The following is a 17,976-nucleotide window of genomic DNA, read 5'->3' on the forward strand; positions in this document are numbered from 1 at the left end:
CCCGGACGGGGCGCGCCTCGGCACTACTCGCCGGGCTCCGATACCGATTTCGGTCGCGTCTGCCCGCGGGTGCGCAGCAGACTGGCCACGGTCGCGACTACCAGGATGCCGAGGATCACCGAGAGCGACAGCACGGTGGATATCTCCGGGACGCTCACATGTTCGCCGCCGTTGATGAACGGCAGATTGTTCTCGTGCAGCGCGTGCAGCACCAGCTTGACGCCGATGAAGGCCAGGATGGCCGCGAGACCGTAGGACAGGTACACCAACCGGTCCAGCAGGCCGCCGATCAGGAAGAAGAGCTGGCGTAGCCCCATCAGCGCGAACGCGTTCGCGGTGAACACGATGTAGGGCTCTTCGGTGAGGCCGTAGATGGCCGGAATCGAATCGAGCGCGAACAACAGATCCGCGAATCCGATGGCCACCAGCGCGAGCAGCATCGGGGTGAGCGTACGTCGGCCGTCGATCCGGGTGACCAGCTTGTCACCGTCGTAGGTCTCGGTGGTCGGCACGAACCGCTTGATGAGCGCGACGATCCGGCTGTCGCGTTTCTGTTCCTCTTCGACCTCGTGGCCGCTCTCCTTCACGAGCTTGACCGCGGTGTAGACCAGGAAGAATCCGAACAGGTAGAAAACCCAGCTGAAGGCGCTGATGGCGGCGGCGCCGACCGCGATGAAGACACCGCGCATCACCAGGGCCACCACGATGCCGATGAGCAGCACCTTCTGCTGGTAGATCCGGGGCACCGCGAAGGTGGACATGATGATCAGGAAGATGAACAGGTTGTCCACCGAGAGTGCTTTCTCGGTGACGAAACCGGCGTAGTACTCGCCGGCGAAGGTCCCGCCCCATTTCCAGGCGATCACCCCGCCGAAGGCCAGTGCCAGGCCGATGTAGACCGCGGACCAGAAGCCGGATTCACGGAAGGTCGGTTCGTGCGGGGTACGCACATGGGCGAAGAAGTCGAAGACGAACAACCCGAGGATCACCACGATCGTGATGCCCCAGACGAGAGCGGTTACCTGCATACGGCGATCCGTTCAGCGGTACGAGTCATGGCATCAATAATGCCCGATATGACCGTTTCGGCCGACTTGCGGGGGGGTGGCTGCCCGTCATCGTCGCATATCGGTGGTCCGGCCGACCGGCAGCACGCCGATCACTCGTCCGCCGACTCCGGCGCCTCCTCGTCGCCACCACCGCGGATCGACCAGAGCAGCCCGTCCAGCTCATCGGGCTTGATCAGCACATCACGGGCCTTGGAACCTTCGCTCGGCCCGACCACCCCCCGGGTCTCCATCAGGTCCATCAACCGGCCCGCCTTCGCGAACCCGACGCGCAACTTGCGCTGCAGCATCGACGTGGACCCGAACTGGGAGGTGACCACCAGTTCCACCGCCTGCAGGAAGACATCGAGATCGTCGCCGATATCCGGATCGACATCCTTCTTCTCGCCGGCCTTGGCCGCGGTGACGCCCTCGGTGTACTCCGGTTCGGCCTGGTTCTTCGTGTACTCGACGACCCCGTGGATCTCCTCGTCGCTGATGAAGGCGCCCTGCAACCGGGTCGGTTTACCGGCGCCCATCGGCAGGAACAGGCCGTCACCCATACCGATGAGCTTCTCGGCGCCGGGCTGGTCGAGGATAACGCGGGAATCGGTGAGCGAGGAGGTCGCGAACGCGAGCCGCGACGGCACATTGGTCTTGATCAGCCCGGTCACCACGTCCACCGACGGCCGCTGGGTGGCCAGCACCAGATGGATACCGGCGGCACGCGCCTTCTGCGTGATCCGGACGATCGCATCCTCGACATCGCGGGGTGCGGTCATCATCAGATCCGCGAGTTCGTCGACGATGGCCAGGATGTAGGGGTAGGGCCGGTACACCCGTTCGCTGCCCAGCGGTGTGGTGATGGCACCTGATTTCACCTTGCGGTTGAAATCGTCGATATGGCGGACCTTGCTGGCCTGCATATCCTGATACCGCTGTTCCATCTCCTCCACCAGCCAGGCCAGTGCCGCGGCGGCCTTCTTCGGCTGGGTGATGATGGGCGTGATCAGATGCGGGATCCCCTCATAGGGGGTCAGCTCCACCATCTTCGGATCGATCAAAATCATCCGGACCTCGTCCGGTGTGGCGCGCTGCAACAGTGACACCAGCATCGAGTTCACGAAACTCGACTTACCGGAACCGGTGGAACCCGCTACCAGCAGATGCGGCATCTTGGCCAGATTGGCCGATACGAATTCGCCCTCGATATTCTTGCCGAGGCCGATGACCAGCGGATGATGATCGTTGCGGGTAGCCGGTGCGGTGAGCACATCGGCGAGCCGGACCAGTTCCCGGTCGGCATTGGGCACCTCGATACCGACAGCGGACTTCCCGGGGATCGGCGCGAGCAGACGCACGTTCTCGGTGGCCACCGCATAGGCGATATTGCGGGTGAGCGCGGTGATCTTCTCGACCTTGACACCCGGCCCCAGCTCCACCTCGTAGCGGGTGACGGTAGGGCCACGGACGAACCCGGTCACCGCGGCGTCGATCTTGAACTGCACCAGCACCTCGGTGATCGCCTCGATCATCGATTCGTTGGCGGCGCTGCGCTTACGGGGTGGATCGCCCTCGACGAGCAGGTTCATCGGCGGGAGGCTGTAATCGCCCTCGGTGACCCGGTCGGCGACGAATTCCGGCTCCGGAAGCGGTGGCGGAGTCTGATCCACCACCGCCGGTGCGGCGGGTTTCCGTTTCTTCCGGGTAGCGGGTTGTTCCGCTTCCGGAGCCGTGATCGGCTTGGCGTCGCGCAGCGGCGGTTCGCCCGCCTCGGGGCCCACGAAATCGTCGGCCGGATAGTTCTCGACGGGGGTACGGCCGCGGCGGCGCGATCGAGCCGGCTGTTCCGCGGATTCGTACTCGTATTCGTCGACCGGGTCGTAACCGTCCCGGTAGTCCGCCTCGCCGCCGTAGCCGGGCGCACCGAAGAACTCACGCAGCCGCTGCGGGGCCTCCCGTACCGTCGTGCCGGTCACCAACAGCACGCCGAACACCATGGCCAGGAGCAGGATAGGTACCGACAACCAGGCCGTGAGGCCGTCGGTCACCGGTCCGCCGATGACGAAACCCACGAACCCGGCCGCGTCGGCACGGCCGGCGGCGTCGGCGGGGGCACCGTCGGCGATATGCCACAGCCCGAGGAGCGGCAATCCGATCAACAGTCCGCCCAGTACGAGCCGGGGCCTGATCTCCGGACGGGGCTCGGTCCGCATGAGCACCACCGCGATACCGGAGGCGACGAACGGCAGCAGCGCCGAGGCCGAACCGGTGACCGCGCGGATCACCGCGTCCACCGCCCGCCCGATGGGCCCGCCCGCGGACAACCAGACAGCCGCCGCGATCACCGCGCTGAGCGCGATCAATCCGAGGGCGGCTCCGTCACGGCGATGACCGTGCTCGATCTCCCCCGCCCGGCTGATCGCCCGGGTGGTGGCCCCCAGCCCACGGGCCGCCATGGTCCAGCCACCGCTCACCATCCGGCCGAACACCGCCAGCGGCGCTGTCTCGGATCGTCGCGCGGCGGCCGGCCGCCGGGCCGCGGTACGGCGGGGGCGGGGACCGGTTGCCGGGCGCGCGGCAGCTTTGCGAGTGGTTCTGCGAGCCGGCCCCTGGGCCCCGGCCGCGCCGGCCGCGGCGCGCGAATTGCCCGAACGAGAACGCGCAGCGGTGGTCCGCCCCCGAGCCGATCCCGCCCGCGTACCAGGTGTGGTCGTGCCGCGGGACTTACCTGCCATGGCCTCAGGCTAGCCGCAACGACCCCATCCGGACCATCCGCAACACTGGTAACCGCCGCCTCCACGGTGCGAAATACCGCCTCCGGGCCGACGGGCGCGCCGGTCGTCGCGATGTGGGCACGGTCGGCGATTCGCCCTCGACCACCACCGATATCCGATACGAGATGCGCGCAGCGCGCTCCGGTGCGCCGTATTTCCGCATTCGCGCCCGGTCTACGGCGGCAGTGTTCAGATGGAGCGGTCGAGTTCGAGCACCTGCCGGACCGCCTCGGGTTCGCCGGAAGTTTCGATCCGGACCTGATCCCGCCCGAACGCGTGCAACAACAGTTCCGCCGGCTCCCCGATCAGGGTCACCGCCGGACCGGTTCGGTCCACGATCCGCACCGGCTCCCCGCCGGGGGTCGAGATCTCCACCGGTACCGGCGATTTCCGATAGGCCATCTTCCCCATCTTGCGCAGTGCCGACCACAACCGCTGCTGATCCGCGGCGGACAGCTCCCGCGGTTCCCAGTCCGGCCCCGCCCGGCGGACGTCCTCGTGATGTACGAACATCTCGCTCAGATTGGCGATCGCGTCCACCGGCCGCAACGGCGACCACCAGGGCGGGCCGGTACGAACCTGCTCGAGCAGTACGTCGAATTCTCGAGTGGCCGCTTTGTCCTGCACCTTCTGCAGGTATCCGGCGAAGGGCCGCAACATGATCCCCGGCGCGGCGTCGGGACGCCGCTCCCGCACGACCAGGTGAGCCGCGAGGTCGCGCACGGTCCACGCACCGCATAAGGTGGGCGCGTCCGGGCCGGTGCCCTTCATCGTTTCGACCAATGCACGGCGTTCACGCTGAGCCATGTTCACACGATGAATCTAGCCGAGACCCAGCCATCGGGGAGGGAATGCGTTGCCGATCCGGTTGCTCCGCGGCAGAGATGCTCTGTACTTTGTCATTCGGTCCATAAGGGTCGTGGATCGAAACGCACAGATGGGAACACCTTTGAAGAAGTTTCTCACCGTTGCCGCCGTTCTGGTGGCGACCGTCGGTTCCATGCTCGTCGCTTCGGTGACTCCGGCGCACGCTCAATCCGGCAGCTACTACGGCGCCATCGCGGTATCGCTGTCCACCGGCAACTACGGCTGGTCCTACGACTACGACAGCTACGCCGAAGCCGAGCAGGCCGCCGAGAGCAGCTGCGGCGCCGCCGACTGCGTCTCCAAGATCTCTTGGCGCAACGGCTGTGGTGCGCTGGCGGTTTCGGACAACTGGCTGAGCTACGGTTCCGGGGCCACCCGGTCCGCGGCACGCTCCGAGGCACTGGCCAACAACCCGGGCAATGCCACTATCGAGCACTGGAACTGCACTTCCGGCTACGGCCTGTGAGTTCGTACCGTCCATCTTTTCCGGCCGGCGCCGAACTCGCCGACAACTTCGTAGGGGAATCAGAACTGTGAAAATTCGACCGATCCGGGTCGTGGCCGCCGTAGCGATGGCCGCCGCCGCCCTCACTTTCACCGCGTGCTCGTCCACCGAGGACTCGTCCACCGGCGCCGCGGCCACCAGCACCGAGGCCGCCGCCGCGTTCGAATCGGGCAAAACCCAGGACGGCCGCGAGGAGGGTAAGGCGCCGACCACCACACCCGCGCCGAACCTGCCGAAGCCGACGGCCGAGGAACTCAACGACAAGATCAACCGGGCGCTCGACGGTTCGGTCGGTGAAGACGAGAAGCTGGCCTGGATCGAAGACGCCGAACAGGATCCGCAGCTGGTCGACAAGCTGGTCGAGGCCGCCAAGAAGAACGAAGTCACGGTCAAGATCACCAATGTCGGCGAGCCCGCCGCCGGCAAGGTGACCGCCGATGCCGATGTCACCATCGGTGGCAGCCCGGTGGAGAACGCCACCGTGGACTTCGTGGCCGAAGGCGATCAGTGGAAGATCGCGCACGGGTTCGCCTGCAACATCGTCAAATCCGCACAGCTGGATTCCGCGGCCTGCCAGGAAGATTCCTGATCCGCGGATAGCTCCGTAGCGCGAACGTGAACCGCCGGAGGGCCGAGGCCCTCCGGCGGTTTCTTCTGTTCAGGAGTCGGACACCGGGGTTCGGAAGTCAGACACCGAGCACAGTGGGCACGATCATCGGGCGGCGCCGGTAGGTATCGGCGACCCAGCGGCCCACGATCCGCCGCACCGCCTGGGCGATGCGGTGGGTATCGGTGACACCCTCACCTGCCAGGCGCAGCAGTTCGGCCTCCACCAGTTCGGCCGCTTCGGCCAGGGCGGTGGGATCGTCGGAGAATCCGCGGCCGCTCACCTCCGGCGGGCTCACCGCCTTACCGGTCGTCTCGTCCACGGCCACCGTGATCGCGATGAATCCGCCCTCACCGAGAACGAGCCGGTCCGACAACGTGGATTCGCCGACATCACCGACCGACAGCCCGTCCACGTAGACGTGCCCGACCGGGACCCGGCCGACGATGGAGGCGATCCCGTCCACGAGATCGACCACCACGCCGTCCTCGGCGAGCACCACTCGCTCCTCGGGCACCCCGGTGGCGACCGCGAGCGCGGCGTTGGCACGAAGATGTCGCCATTCACCGTGCACGGGCATAGCGTTGGTCGGCCGGACCGCGTTGTACAGGTACAGCAGTTCACCGGCCGAGGCATGTCCGGAGACGTGCACCTTCGCGTTCTGCTGGGTGATCACCGTGGCGCCCAGTCGCGCCAACCCGTTGACGACCGTGAACACCGAGTTCTCGTTACCCGGGATCAGCGAGGAGGCCAGCACGACCAGATCGTCGGCCCGGATGTGGATCTGCCGGTGCTCACCGCGGGCCATCCGGGACAGCGCCGAGAGCGGTTCACCCTGGGATCCCGTGGAGATGAGGACGAGTTTGTCGCCGGGCAGGGTGGCGGCCTGATCGAGATCGACCACGAGCCCGTCGGGCACGGTGAGATAGCCCAGATCCTGGGCTATCTGCATATTGCGCACCATGGACCGGCCCACGAAGCACACCCGGCGCCCGAACTTCTGCGCGACGTCCACCACCTGCTGGATCCGGTGCACGTGGCTGGCGAAGGACGCCACGATCACCCGGTTGCGCGCTTTGCCGATCACTGTGTCGAGGACGCCACCGATCTCCCGTTCGGGTGTGACGAATCCGGGTACCTCGGCGTTGGTGGAGTCGACCAGGAAGAGATCGACGCCCTCGTCACCGAGGCGGGAGAACCCGGCCAGATCGGTGAGCCGGCCGTCCAGCGGCAACTGGTCGAGTTTGATATCGCCGGTGTGCAGGACGGTTCCGGCCGGGGTGCGGATGGCGACGGCCAGGGCATCGGGGATGGAATGGTTGACCGCGAAGTACTCGCATTCGAACGGGCCGTGCTCGGTGCGCTGCCCCTCGGTGACCTCGAGCAGTTTCGGATGCAACCGGTGTTCCCGGCATTTCGCCGCCACGAGCGCGAGCGTGAACTTCGAACCGATCACCGGGATGTCGGGACGCAGGCGCAGCAGGAACGGCACGGCGCCGATATGGTCCTCGTGCCCGTGGGTCAGCACGACGGCGACCACATCGTCGATACGGTCCTCGATCGGCCGGAAATCGGGCAGGATCAGGTCCACACCGGGTTGCTGATCTTCGGGGAACAGCACCCCGCAGTCGACGATCAGCAGTTTGCCGCCGTATTCGAAGACGGTCATATTGCGGCCGATCTCGCCGATCCCGCCGAGCGCGAAAACCCGCAGCCCTTGTTTCGGCAGCTTCGGGGGTGGCGCGAGCCGGTCCTGCGCGGCGGCGGCCGGCGCGACCGGGGGCGCGGAACGAGGAGTTTCGCTACGTCCACGACCCGACTGCTTACCGCGGCCACCGCGACGCGACCGTTGGCTGCGGGCCTCCGGAGCGGATTCGGCCGCGGACGCGGATTCGGTTGCCACGGTCTCGGTTTCCCTTTCGACAGTGGACCCAGCGGGTTCGGCGACCGGCGTGGCGGGCGCGGGCTCGGGCTGCGGTTCCGGTGTGGGAGCGGGCGCTCCCGCATCGCGCCGTGCGGTACGGCGAGGACGGCGGGCTGTGGGGTCGCTCATTCGAGCACCCCGGCAGCACGTAGGTCCGCGGCCAGATCCTCGAGCTGTTCCGGGCTGGGCATGATCTGCGGCAGCCGCGGTTCACCCGCGTCGACACCGAGCAACCGGAGCCCGCCCTTCGTCATCGCGACACCACCGAGCCGGGCCATCGCGGCATTGAGCCACAGCAGGCTGGTGTTGATATCGCGGGCACGCACCACATCACCGGCGGTGAACGCGTCCACCATTTCCCGCAATCGTTGCGGGACCAGATGTCCGATCACGCTGATGAAACCGACCGCGCCCATCGCCAGCCACGGCAGATTCAACATATCGTCGCCGGAATAGAAGGCCAGATCGGTTTCGGCGATGAGCGCGGCACCCGCGTTCAGATCGCCCTTGGCGTCTTTCACCGCGACGATTCGCGGATGTTCGGCGAGTCGGCGGATCGTATCGGAGGCGATCGGGACCACCGATCTCGGTGGAATGTCGTACAGGGTGACCGGCAGGTCGGTGGCGTCGGCGACCGCGGTGAAGTGCGCGTACAGCCCCTCCTGGGTGGGCCGCGAGTAGTACGGCGTCACCACCAGCAGGCCGTGCGCGCCGGCGCGCTGGGCATTACGTGCCAGCTCGATCGAATGCGCGGTGTCGTAGGTGCCGGCGCCGGCGATCACGGTGGCCCGGTTGCCGACCGCGTCGACCACCGCGCGCAGCAGATCGGCCTTCTCCGATTCGGTGGTCGTCGGCGATTCGCCGGTGGTTCCGGAGATCGCGAGCAGGTCGACGCCCCGATCGACCAGACGATGTGCCAGGGAGACGCCGGTGTCTATGTCGAGCTTGCCCTCGGCACTGAAGGGGGTCACCATCGCGACACCTACTGTGCCGGACGCGCTCAACACCGGGGGCGTCGATTCACCGTTCGTCATGGTCAGAAAGGCTACCCGGTCACCGGATATGCCTCGACACCCTCGTCTGTGTTCTCGGCCGCCGCCCCACCGAGGCGACTGCATGATACCGCCGATCTGCCGCCAATTCGCTCCTTGAACGACATCAGATATGGCGTCACACTGGTGTCATGGATCTGACCAGATACACCGCCCGCATCCGCGAGGACCTGGTGGCCGCCGCGGCCCTGGGCGACGAGAAAACGCAGGCCACAGCCGAGGCGCTGGCCACAGCCGTGGAGAATTCGGCCCGCTTGGCGCTCCTCTCGGCGCTCACCGAACTCGCCGATACCGTCACCACCGAACTGGGTGACCGCACCGTGCGTGTCTCCCTGCACGGCACCGAGGCGAACGTCGAAGTGCGGCGCGCTCCGGCCGGCGACAACCCCAGTTTCGAGGAGATGACCGGCGATATCAGCCGGGTGACCCTGCGTCTGGTGGAGCAGGTGAAGTCCCGCGCCGAGGAAGCGGCCGCGCAGAGCGGGCAATCCTTGAACTCCTGGATGTCCGGTGTCGTATCCGGAGCCCTGCGCGACCAGATGCGCGGCGGCTACGGCGGGCCCAAACGCGACGACCGGTCCTAGCCGGATCGCCCGGTCCGGGCGAACTCATTCGGAGACCGTGATTTCGCCGGACCTTCCTATATCGGTGCGCCGATCGCCATCCGGAACGCTGACCAGCACCGTTGCGATATTGCGGCGACCCGCGGGCAGTACCCGGACCGTCACGGCACCCGATTCGGCGGCGTCCAGGGCCCGGATCGCGAACTGGACGACCTGGTCGCGCAGCTCGGTGGCGACCCCGGTGAACCCGCCGTCGTCGAGCAGGAGCACTTCGACCCCGCGGGAGCGGGCCCCGCGGGCCGCGCCGGCGAGCCGGTCGGTCACCAGTTGCGGCGCCCGCAGGCCGTCACGCAGCTCGGCCTCCAGCAGTCGGCAGGTCTCGCGCTCGGCGGCGGACAGTTCGGTGCCCTGGGCGATCCGTTCGAGCATCGGCCGCGCGACCCGGTCCAGCCGGGCGAGCTGGCGGACGCGCTCGGCATGTTCCGCGGCCATCGTCGCTTCGGCGGCCGCCCGCATCGCGGCGTCCTCGTGCAGCAGTCGCAGCGATTGCTGCGTCGGGCGCAGGATCAGCACGCACACGGTGGCGCCGGCCAGGGTCGACAGCACGATGATCGGCGTGAGCAGCGAACCGTACTCGACACCGAGAACTCGATCGGCGGCCACGAACACCACCTCCACCGCCGCCGCGCCCACCCAGGCCGCGCCGATCCGGCTGCGCAGGACCAGCACGGCAAGGACGAACGAGAACGCGAAAGCCGTCCAGGGCTCGCGGATCGCGCCCGCATCGGAATTCACAGTGGTCGACACCACGGCCGACAGACCCGCCAGCAGTACGGCTACCGTGGCCGGCCACGGTAACGGATCACCGGCGGCCAAGAGTACGACGGCGGCGGCCCCCAGCATCGCGGCGAAGGCGAAAGCCGCCTGTGCCGGCGGGACGACCCCGAACGTCGGAATCAGGTACAAGGTGATGATCCCCGCGAGCCCGGCCAGGAAGAACCACCCGCCCGGGCCGCGCATACCGAGCAGCGCTCGCAACTCGGTATCGCTGTGCGGCTCAGTCATCACCACCGCCACCAGGGCTCCCCCAGACGAGTGTCACGGCGGTCCCTTCCCCGGGCTGCGATTCCACGAAACCGGCGCCGCCGGGTAGTTGCCGCATCCGGCCCAGAATGCTCACCGAGATACCGAGCCGGTCCGCCGGTACGGTCGCCCGGTCGAAACCCGCACCGTCGTCGCGCACGACCACTCGCAACCCGCCCGCGCCGACGGTGACGGTGACGGCACACCGGACGGTGCGGCCGGGCACAGCCGCGTGGCGCAGGCTGTTGCGGGTCGCCTCCGACAGTGCCGCCGCCAGGCTCCCCGCCACATCCACCGGCATTCGCAGCGGTGCCCCGCTGTCGTCCTGCCGTGCCGTGAAACCGACGCCGCGATTCACCTCCTGCACCGCCGAACGCAGGAATCCGATCACCGTATCGGCATCCAGCGCGTCCGGATCGGACTCGGCGATCCGGGTCTCGTCGAGTTGCGCGAGCGTGCGCCGGGCCTGTTCGCGCAGCACCGGTGAGGTGCCGCGATCGCGGGAGGCGTCCAGCAGCGTGGACAGCACCGCGTCGTGGATCAGGGCGGCGAACCGCGCACGTTCGCGTGCCCGGGCGGCGGTACCCGCGACCACCGCCGCCTGCTCGCTCACCCGCACCGTCTCCCGGTCCACTCGTACACCGGCGCTGCGCGCGTAGGCCACGCACCACAGCAGCAGCAGGCACATACCGATCTGGCGCGCGAACACGACGAGGATGTCCGACCACGAGGTGTCGTCGAGCCGGAAGTAGGCGACGGTACCGGGTAGCACCGCGGCCGCCACGAGATAGACGACCGCGAACGACAGGGGCCAGGCCAGCGCCGCGGTCAACATCCCGATCGTCACCAGCCGGTACACCCAGACCGGTCCCGGCGCCGCCTCGACCTCCGGGAAACAGGCCAGGACGAGAACCATGGTGGTGAGGTAGCCGAGCGCGGCAGCCCCCGCGACGGGACGGATCAGCCACGCCCGCGCCATCAGCGACACCACCGCGAGCACCGGTTGCAGACCGAACGCGAGCGATACGGTGACCAGGGTCCAGACCAGCGGAACCCCACGATGCTGCACGATGATCTCCGGCAGTTCGAGTAGTCCGGCGATCGTCCCGAAAAGCCCGATCACCAGCCCGAAACCGCGCAGCACCCGATCGGCGGCCGATTCCGGGCCGGTCGCATCGCCGCGCACCGGTAGCGCGCGGCCCGACCACCCGGTGCCGCCGTGCCGCTCCTGGACAGCTCCGGCCACGGGCGTAGCGGCGGATGCACCCATCAACGGCGACGTTCCGGTACCGGCAGCCAGCCGTCCTCCACTGCCCGCTTGTAGAGATCGGTCTTGGTGGGAGCGGGGCGGCCCGCAACGGCGTACTTCTGCCGGATCCGGCCCAGATAGTCGTTGACGGTCTGCTCCGACAATCCCGTCAGCCGCGCCACCCGAGAAGCTTTCTCCCCGGACGCGTACAGCGTGAGCACCTCTTCCTGCCGGGGGCTCAACCCGACAGTGGACAGCTGCGGATCACCGTCGATGGCGGCAGCCCAGTCGGTCGTCACCACCTGCTCCCCGGAGGCCGCCCGCCGGACCGCGGCGACGACCGCGGCCACATCCTCGGATTTGCGGAGCACCCCGAGCACCCCTGCCCGCGCGGCCGAGCGCACCAGATAGGAGTTGTCCGCGCCGGTGAACACCAGCACCTCGACCCCGTTCTCGCGCAGCGTCCGCACATTGTCCTCGGGCACGGAATCGTCGGCGAGCCGTAGATCGAGCACCACCAGATCCAGCGACCACCGTTCGCCGAGCAGGCATTCCGGATCTTCCAGCAAACCGGCGACAGTCCCGGCCGTCGCGACCAGTGCCAGATCCGGTTGCGGACCGAGCATCGCCGCCAATCCGATCGCCACCGATTCGTGGTCCTCCACCAGGCCGATCCGTCGGGGCACCGCCTCCACCCCCGCGACACTGTTCGTCACTTCGAGCTCCCGTCACACGATCGAACCACCCTGCTCAGCAGTATGGCCGTCCGCGCGTTCCGGAGGCAGCCCCCGATTCCGGGGGGCCGTGCGGTGTGGCCGGCGCCGATCAGCCCATCAACCGGGCGGCCACCGTCGCACCCAGTTCCCAGCACCGCTCGAGGTCGTCCTTCGCCGGTTTGCCCATCGACACCACCGAATTCGCGGCCTTGACCCAGCCCAGGCCGGTGGTCACCGATTCCACACTCCGTTCGGCGCCCTCGGTGCCCTCGTTCCCGTGGACGTACAGCCCGTACGGCCGGCCCCGGGTGCTGTCCAAGCAGGGGTAGTAGCAGGTGTCGAACGCATGCTTCAACGCACCGGACATATAGCCCAGGTTGGCCGGGGTCCCCAGCAGATAGCCGTCGGCGGCCAGCATCTCGTCCGGAGTGAGTGCCAGCGCCGCCCGCCGAACCACTTCCACACCTTCGATCTCGGGGTCGGTCGCACCCGACAGCACCGCTTCGAACATCGCCTGCATATGCGGCGACGGAGTGTGGTGGACGATCAGCAACCTCGGCACATCGCCGAGCCTAACGGCTGTCAGGCCCCGGCTTCACGCTCCCGCTTCTCCAGTTCCACTGCCCGGCGCATGGTGTCCCGGGCGCGGGAACGGTCACCGGCGCAGTCGTAGGCGCGAGCCAGCCGGTAGGACACCCGCCAATTGTCCGGGTCGGCCTCCCATTCCTTCTGCACCGAACGGAACAGGTCGTCGGCGGCGTCGCGTTCGATGCGACCGGACGGGCGACGCGGCAGATCCGCGGTATCCAGTTCCAGTCCCTCGTCGTGGATACGGCGGGCCAGCCGCTGATGATCCAGTGCGGCCCGGATCGTGGACACGACCATCCACACCCCCAGCAGCGGCAGGATCATCACGCCGATACCGAGCGCCGTGGCCGCGACCTCACCCGAGGTCAGCAGGGCCACCGCGATCCGGCCGAGCCACAGAAAATAGAAGATCAATGCCAGAACCAGCGCCGCCAGCAACGCGACGATCTTGAGGACCTCGCGGTCCCGGCCCGGCTCCTCGGCGGATTCGCTCACAGGTCGAGGAACGGGTCGAGCCCGACGGTCAGCCCTGGCCGCAGACCGATCTGGCGCACACCCAGCAGCACCCCGGGCGCGAACGAGGACCGATCGATCGAATCGTGCCGAATGGTCAGCGTCTCCCCCTGGGTGCCGAACAGCACCTCCTGATGGGCGACCAGTCCCGCCAACCGCACCGAATGCACCCGCACCCCGCCGACCTCGGCGCCGCGTGCCCCGTCGAGTTCGGTGGTGGTGGCGTCGGGGATCGGGCCGGCACCGGCCTTCTCCCGGGCCTCGGCGATGATCCCGGCCGTCCGATAGGCAGTGCCCGACGGTGCGTCGGCCTTGTTCGGATGATGCAGTTCGATCACCTCGACCGATTCGAAGAACCGGGCGGCCTGTTCGGCGAACCGCATGGACAGTACGGCCCCGATCGCGAAATTCGGGGCGATCAGCACCCCGACCTCGGCCCGGTCGGCCAGCCAGCCGCGCACCCGGTCCAACCGGGCATCGTCGAACCCGGTCGTTCCGACGACCGCGTGGATACCGTTCGCCACCAGGAACTCGAGATTGCCCATCACCACATCCGGATGGGTGAAGTCGACGACCACCTGGGCGCCCGATTCGACGAACCGGTCCAGCGGATCGTCCTTGTCGACCGCGGCGACCAGTTCGAGGTCGGCGGCGGCGTCGACCGCCACACAGATGGCCTGCCCGACCTTGCCCCGCGCTCCCAGCACGCCAACCCGAATCGGTTCGGTCACCTCGCCACTCCCTACTGTCGTCGGACTGCGCACGAGCCTACTGTGTTCGTTCCACGCGCAACTCCGGCCCATGCCGGCCTGCTCGGGACCCGAACCTGCCCCGGTATCGAGAAAGCGCAACGTCCGAGCCCGCGCGGCCGCCCGCGGAAGAGCGACGTCACGCATATGGCCCAGCGGCGTGCCGAGCCGGGCCGACACACGCCTTTCCCAGATCTTCGATCCACGCCGCCCATCTCAATGGCCCGGAGCCCCGGAGTGACGAAGCGATGAGCGCAGCGACCGATCGCAGAAGTGAGAACCGGGTCACGACAGCCCCGACCGGCGACGCCGTAGGCGGAGCGCACCACAAAGGCGGAGCCCGCCCCGGTTCTGGAGCGACAGAGCGAAGGAGCGCAGCGACCGATCACCGGAGTGAAGAACCGGGGTCACGAGGGCCCCGCCCGCCCCGCCGAAAGCGGAGCAAAAAACACAACCCACCTCAGAAGATGATCACCTGACGCAGTGCGTGGCCGGCCGCGAGTTCGTCCATGGCTGCGTTGATGTCCGCCAGTCCGATTCGGGCAGAGATCAGTTTCTCGACCGGCAGCCGGCCCGTCCGCCACATCCGGACGTATTCCGGGATGTCGCGGGCGGGAACCGCCGAGCCGAGGTAGCTGCCGATGATGGAGCGCCCCTGTGCCACGAGGCCCAGTGGTGAGATGCTGGCGCGGGCGTCGGGGGCGGGCAGGCCTACTGTCACGGTGACGCCGCCGGGCGCGGTGGCCGCGACCGCGCTTTCGAAGGCGCGCGCGGAACCCACTGCCTCGACCACGATTTCGGCCTGGATGCCCCGGTCGGTGAGTTCGGCGGGTGTGAAGGCGTTGTCGGCCCCGAGTTCCCGGGCCAGCGCCAGTTTGTCCGGCACCGTATCGACGGCGATGACCTCCCGGACGCCCAGCGATACCGCGACCAGGACCGCCGCCATTCCGACACCGCCGAGGCCGACCACCATGACCCGGTCGGTGGGGGCGGGTTTCGCCGAGTTCAGCAGTGCGCCACCACCGGTCAGTACCGCGCAGCCGAGTACGGCGGCGATCTCCGGTGGTACGTCGTCGTCCACCGGCACCACCGAACGCCGGTCCACCACCGCATGCGTGGCGAAACCGGATACGCCGAGGTGGTGGTGTACTTCGGCGCCCTCGCGGTGTAGTCGCCGGCCGCCGCCGAGCAGTTCGCCGGCATTGTTGGACGCGCTGCCCGGGATGCACGGGGTGCGGCCTCCGGAGGCGCAGCCGGCGCAGTCGCCACAGCGTGGCAGGAAGGTCATCACGACGCGCTGTCCGACAGGGAGGTCGGTGCCCGGGCCCGCCTGGACGATCCGGCCGGCGGCTTCGTGGCCGAGCAGCATCGGTACCGGTCGTACCCGGTTGCCGTCGACGACCGACAGGTCGGAGTGGCAGAGTCCCGCGGCTTCTATCCGGACCAGGAGTTCGCCGGGGCCGGGGTCGGCGAGATCGACTTCGCTGATGGTGATCGGTGCCGATTCGGCGTACGGCACGGATGCGCCGATCCGTTCCAGGACTGCCCCACGAATTCTCATGGTCACCACGGTAGGCCGCGCCGCGGATTTGCTCGTGATCCGGTTAGGACTATTCTCGGGTGCCGTGATGGTGCTCCCGTTGGCCGCCTTGTACCGAGCCCGGGGTCGGGACCATCACGACTCGAGGAGATATTCCTTTGTCCGTTCAGTTCAACCACACCATTGTCGGATGCCGTGACAACCGGGCGTCGGCCGAATTCTGGGCCGATATCCTGGGGCTGGAACCGGGTGCCCCATGGGGCCCGTTCATTCCGCTGGTCACCGGTAACGGGGTCACATTCGATTTCGCGAACGTCCCCGGTCATATCACCGAGATCCAGGGTCAGCACTACGCGTTCCTGATCTCGGAGCCGGAATTCGACGCCGCCTACGCCAAGATCCAGCGTTACGGTCTCGAGCACTGGGCCGATCCGCAGCAACGGACCCCGGGCGAGATCAACCGCAACGACGGCGGGCGCGGCGTGTACTTCCTGGATCCCAGTGGTCATTACATGGAGTTGATCACGGTCCCCTACGGGGGATGGCCGGCGTAGCCCTATCGGTCGCCGCGGCGCAATCCCAGCGTCGCGGCGCCCAGGCAGGCCAGGGCCACGATACCGGCGAACCACGGGAACACGGTGTGCAGGCCCCAGGTGGTGGCGGCCCAGCCCGCGAGTACGGTCGGCAGGGCCATGGAGGTGTAGGCCAGCAGGTAGTAGGCGGACATGGTCTCGCCACGCCGATGTTCGGGCACCACATGGGAGAGGTGGCGCAGGGATCCGCCGAAGCCGAGGCCGAAGGTGGATCCCAGTAGGACTCCGGCGATCAGTACGGCCACCCAGTTGTGGGTTCCGAGCGCGGGCACGGTCAGGACCAGTGCCGCCGCCATACCGATATCGCCCGCGACGGCAGCGCGCCGGGCCGGGATCGCGGTGGCGAACAGTTGGACGACAGCGGCCGAGGTGGCTGTCGCGGCCACCACGACACCACCGAAGACGAGGTTGTGGATACCGGTCTGTTGTGCGGCGAGGGACGGGTACAGCGACAGCAGGACGCCGAGTACCGACCAGGCGGCCATGACTCCCATGGCCGCGAACCAGAAGTCGGCGCGGATCTCGCGGGGTACGCCCGGGCGGGCGATCCGGATGCGGCCTGATACCCGTGCGGCGTGTGGTTCCCGGAGCGCCAGCACTCCGGCGGTGACGAGCAGGCAGATGACGCTGATCACCACGTACGGTGTGCGCAAGGGATGGGGCGCGTACTGGGCGAGCAGCGCCGAGCCCATGATCGCCACTGCCATACCCACGTTGAACGCGACACCGGTGAGTTGGCCGGACCGCGCGCCGTGCTGCGGTCGCAGGTCGAGCAGGGCCGCTGCGCCCGCGACCACGGTCGCGCCGACCGCCATTCCGTGCAGGGCCCGGGCGAGCAACAGCATGGGTACGGTGTCGGCGAGTACGAACACCACCAGACCGGCGATCATCACCGCGAACGCCCCGAGCAGTACCGGTTTGCGGCCGACGACGTCGGAGATCCGGCCGGAGACCAGCACGGCGGCCAGCGCCGCGAGCGCGTACACCGCGAACACCACGGTGGTGGTGAGCGGCGACAGGTGCCACTGCTGTTCGTAGAGGCCGTAGAGCGGTGCCGGGACCCCGGATACGCCGAGGGCCACCCCGGTCGCGCCCAGGACCAGTCCGTAGGCCCAGGGTTGAATTGTTCTGTCGTCGGTGCGTACCGCCGCTGTCGCTGCCATGAGAACCCCGAAACAGGTAAGTTTGACGTTGATCGAACTGCATCGAGCCTATCCGAGGTTCGATGATCATCAAACCCAAGCGAGTGGATCATGACGCAGACCACACCGACCACGGACTCTTCGAACCTGCCGGTGGCACCACTACCCGTGGTCCTGGCGGCGCTCCAGGATCCGGTGCGCCTCGAAATGGTCCGACGCCTGCACAATGCCGACGACAGTGTGCGCTGCGCAGCGCTCTACGAGGTCATCAACAAATCCACCGCCACACACCATTTCAAGGTGCTGCGCGACGCGGGCGTGATCGAGCGGCTGGTGATCGACGGACAGACCCATCAGCGGCTGCGCACCGCCGATCTGAACCGGGCTCTGCCCGGCCTGCTGGATTCGGTGGTCGATGCCGCCAACCGCGCCGTCCCGGAACCGAACGACTGAACGACCGAC

General features: G+C 68.0%; 18 protein-coding genes. 5 read left to right on the forward strand and 13 right to left on the reverse strand.

Annotated elements, in window-relative coordinates; translation table 11 throughout:
• Nucleotides 1-23 precede the first annotated feature (23 nt).
• The 3 genes from ACWCPQ_RS24015 to ACWCPQ_RS24025 form a co-directional block, all read right to left on the reverse strand.
• Nucleotides 24-1,028: a TerC family protein gene (locus ACWCPQ_RS24015; protein ID WP_449902559.1), complete on the reverse strand. Its 1,005-nt coding sequence runs from the start codon at nucleotides 1,026-1,028 to the stop codon at nucleotides 24-26.
• 131 nt (nucleotides 1,029-1,159) lie between these two features.
• Nucleotides 1,160-3,784, reverse strand: a complete 2,625-nt coding sequence (locus ACWCPQ_RS24020; protein ID WP_449902562.1) for a DNA translocase FtsK — start codon at nucleotides 3,782-3,784, stop codon at nucleotides 1,160-1,162.
• Between the two features lie 228 nt (nucleotides 3,785-4,012).
• Nucleotides 4,013-4,636, reverse strand: coding sequence for a TIGR03085 family metal-binding protein (locus ACWCPQ_RS24025; RefSeq protein WP_449902564.1), 624 nt, complete (start codon nucleotides 4,634-4,636; stop codon nucleotides 4,013-4,015).
• A gap of 124 nt (nucleotides 4,637-4,760) precedes the next feature.
• On the opposite strand from ACWCPQ_RS24025, the gene ACWCPQ_RS24030 reads away from it, so the two are divergent.
• Complete coding sequence (locus ACWCPQ_RS24030; RefSeq protein ID WP_449902566.1) at nucleotides 4,761-5,156, forward strand: DUF4189 domain-containing protein; 396 nt, start codon at nucleotides 4,761-4,763, stop codon at nucleotides 5,154-5,156.
• A gap of 67 nt (nucleotides 5,157-5,223) precedes the next feature.
• Entirely contained in the window at nucleotides 5,224-5,784 is a 561-nt protein-coding gene (locus ACWCPQ_RS24035; protein ID WP_449902568.1) for a hypothetical protein, read from the forward strand.
• 97 nt (nucleotides 5,785-5,881) lie between these two features.
• On the opposite strand, the gene ACWCPQ_RS24040 is transcribed toward ACWCPQ_RS24035, so the two are convergent.
• On the reverse strand, nucleotides 5,882-7,855 hold the full coding sequence (locus ACWCPQ_RS24040; protein WP_449902570.1) for a ribonuclease J: 1,974 nt from the start codon (nucleotides 7,853-7,855) through the stop codon (nucleotides 5,882-5,884).
• Nucleotides 7,852-8,760, reverse strand: coding sequence for a 4-hydroxy-tetrahydrodipicolinate synthase (gene dapA, locus ACWCPQ_RS24045; protein WP_449902572.1), 909 nt, complete (start codon nucleotides 8,758-8,760; stop codon nucleotides 7,852-7,854). Before dapA ends, ACWCPQ_RS24040 begins: the two co-directional genes overlap by 4 nt.
• A 149-nt stretch (nucleotides 8,761-8,909) precedes the next feature.
• Here dapA and ACWCPQ_RS24050 point away from each other — a divergent pair, with 149 nt between their 5' ends.
• Nucleotides 8,910-9,362 (forward strand): hypothetical protein, encoded by a 453-nt coding sequence (locus ACWCPQ_RS24050; RefSeq protein ID WP_449902574.1) that lies wholly within the window; start codon nucleotides 8,910-8,912, stop codon nucleotides 9,360-9,362.
• Nucleotides 9,363-9,386: 24 nt separating this feature from the next.
• On the opposite strand, the gene ACWCPQ_RS24055 is transcribed toward ACWCPQ_RS24050, so the two are convergent.
• From ACWCPQ_RS24055 to ACWCPQ_RS24085, 7 genes are all read right to left on the reverse strand, one after another.
• Complete coding sequence (locus ACWCPQ_RS24055) at nucleotides 9,387-10,406, reverse strand: hypothetical protein (RefSeq protein ID WP_449902576.1); 1,020 nt, start codon at nucleotides 10,404-10,406, stop codon at nucleotides 9,387-9,389.
• Nucleotides 10,399-11,694 (reverse strand): sensor histidine kinase, encoded by a 1,296-nt coding sequence (locus tag ACWCPQ_RS24060; protein ID WP_449902578.1) that lies wholly within the window; start codon nucleotides 11,692-11,694, stop codon nucleotides 10,399-10,401. Before ACWCPQ_RS24060 ends, ACWCPQ_RS24055 begins: the two co-directional genes overlap by 8 nt.
• Entirely contained in the window at nucleotides 11,694-12,389 is a 696-nt protein-coding gene (locus ACWCPQ_RS24065) for a helix-turn-helix transcriptional regulator (protein ID WP_449902580.1), read from the reverse strand. Before ACWCPQ_RS24065 ends, ACWCPQ_RS24060 begins: the two co-directional genes overlap by 1 nt.
• A 109-nt stretch (nucleotides 12,390-12,498) precedes the next feature.
• A complete protein-coding gene (locus tag ACWCPQ_RS24070) occupies nucleotides 12,499-12,951 on the reverse strand; it encodes a flavodoxin family protein (RefSeq protein WP_449902582.1) in 453 nt (150 codons plus the stop codon).
• Nucleotides 12,952-12,971: 20 nt separating this feature from the next.
• Nucleotides 12,972-13,472, reverse strand: a complete 501-nt coding sequence (locus tag ACWCPQ_RS24075) for a hypothetical protein (RefSeq protein WP_449902584.1) — start codon at nucleotides 13,470-13,472, stop codon at nucleotides 12,972-12,974.
• Nucleotides 13,469-14,221 carry a 4-hydroxy-tetrahydrodipicolinate reductase gene (gene dapB, locus ACWCPQ_RS24080; RefSeq protein WP_449902586.1) on the reverse strand — a complete coding sequence of 251 codons (753 nt, stop codon included), beginning with the start codon at nucleotides 14,219-14,221 and terminating at the stop codon, nucleotides 13,469-13,471. Before dapB ends, ACWCPQ_RS24075 begins: the two co-directional genes overlap by 4 nt.
• Nucleotides 14,222-14,699: 478 nt before the next feature.
• Nucleotides 14,700-15,800, reverse strand: a complete 1,101-nt coding sequence (locus tag ACWCPQ_RS24085; RefSeq protein WP_449902589.1) for an alcohol dehydrogenase catalytic domain-containing protein — start codon at nucleotides 15,798-15,800, stop codon at nucleotides 14,700-14,702.
• A 137-nt stretch (nucleotides 15,801-15,937) separates the two neighbouring features.
• On the opposite strand from ACWCPQ_RS24085, the gene ACWCPQ_RS24090 reads away from it, so the two are divergent.
• Nucleotides 15,938-16,333, forward strand: a complete 396-nt coding sequence (locus tag ACWCPQ_RS24090) for a VOC family protein (RefSeq protein WP_449902591.1) — start codon at nucleotides 15,938-15,940, stop codon at nucleotides 16,331-16,333.
• A gap of 2 nt (nucleotides 16,334-16,335) precedes the next feature.
• On the opposite strand, the gene ACWCPQ_RS24095 is transcribed toward ACWCPQ_RS24090, so the two are convergent.
• The gene (locus tag ACWCPQ_RS24095; RefSeq protein WP_449902592.1) at nucleotides 16,336-17,535 is read right to left on the reverse strand and encodes an MFS transporter; all 1,200 of its coding nucleotides are present in this window, start codon (nucleotides 17,533-17,535) and stop codon (nucleotides 16,336-16,338) included.
• A 90-nt stretch (nucleotides 17,536-17,625) separates the two neighbouring features.
• Between ACWCPQ_RS24095 and ACWCPQ_RS24100 the strand changes: the two genes are divergently transcribed.
• Nucleotides 17,626-17,967, forward strand: coding sequence for an ArsR/SmtB family transcription factor (locus tag ACWCPQ_RS24100; protein ID WP_449902594.1), 342 nt, complete (start codon nucleotides 17,626-17,628; stop codon nucleotides 17,965-17,967).
• Nucleotides 17,968-17,976 lie beyond the last annotated feature (9 nt).

It is taken from the genome of Nocardia sp. NPDC001965, from assembly GCF_053594175.1.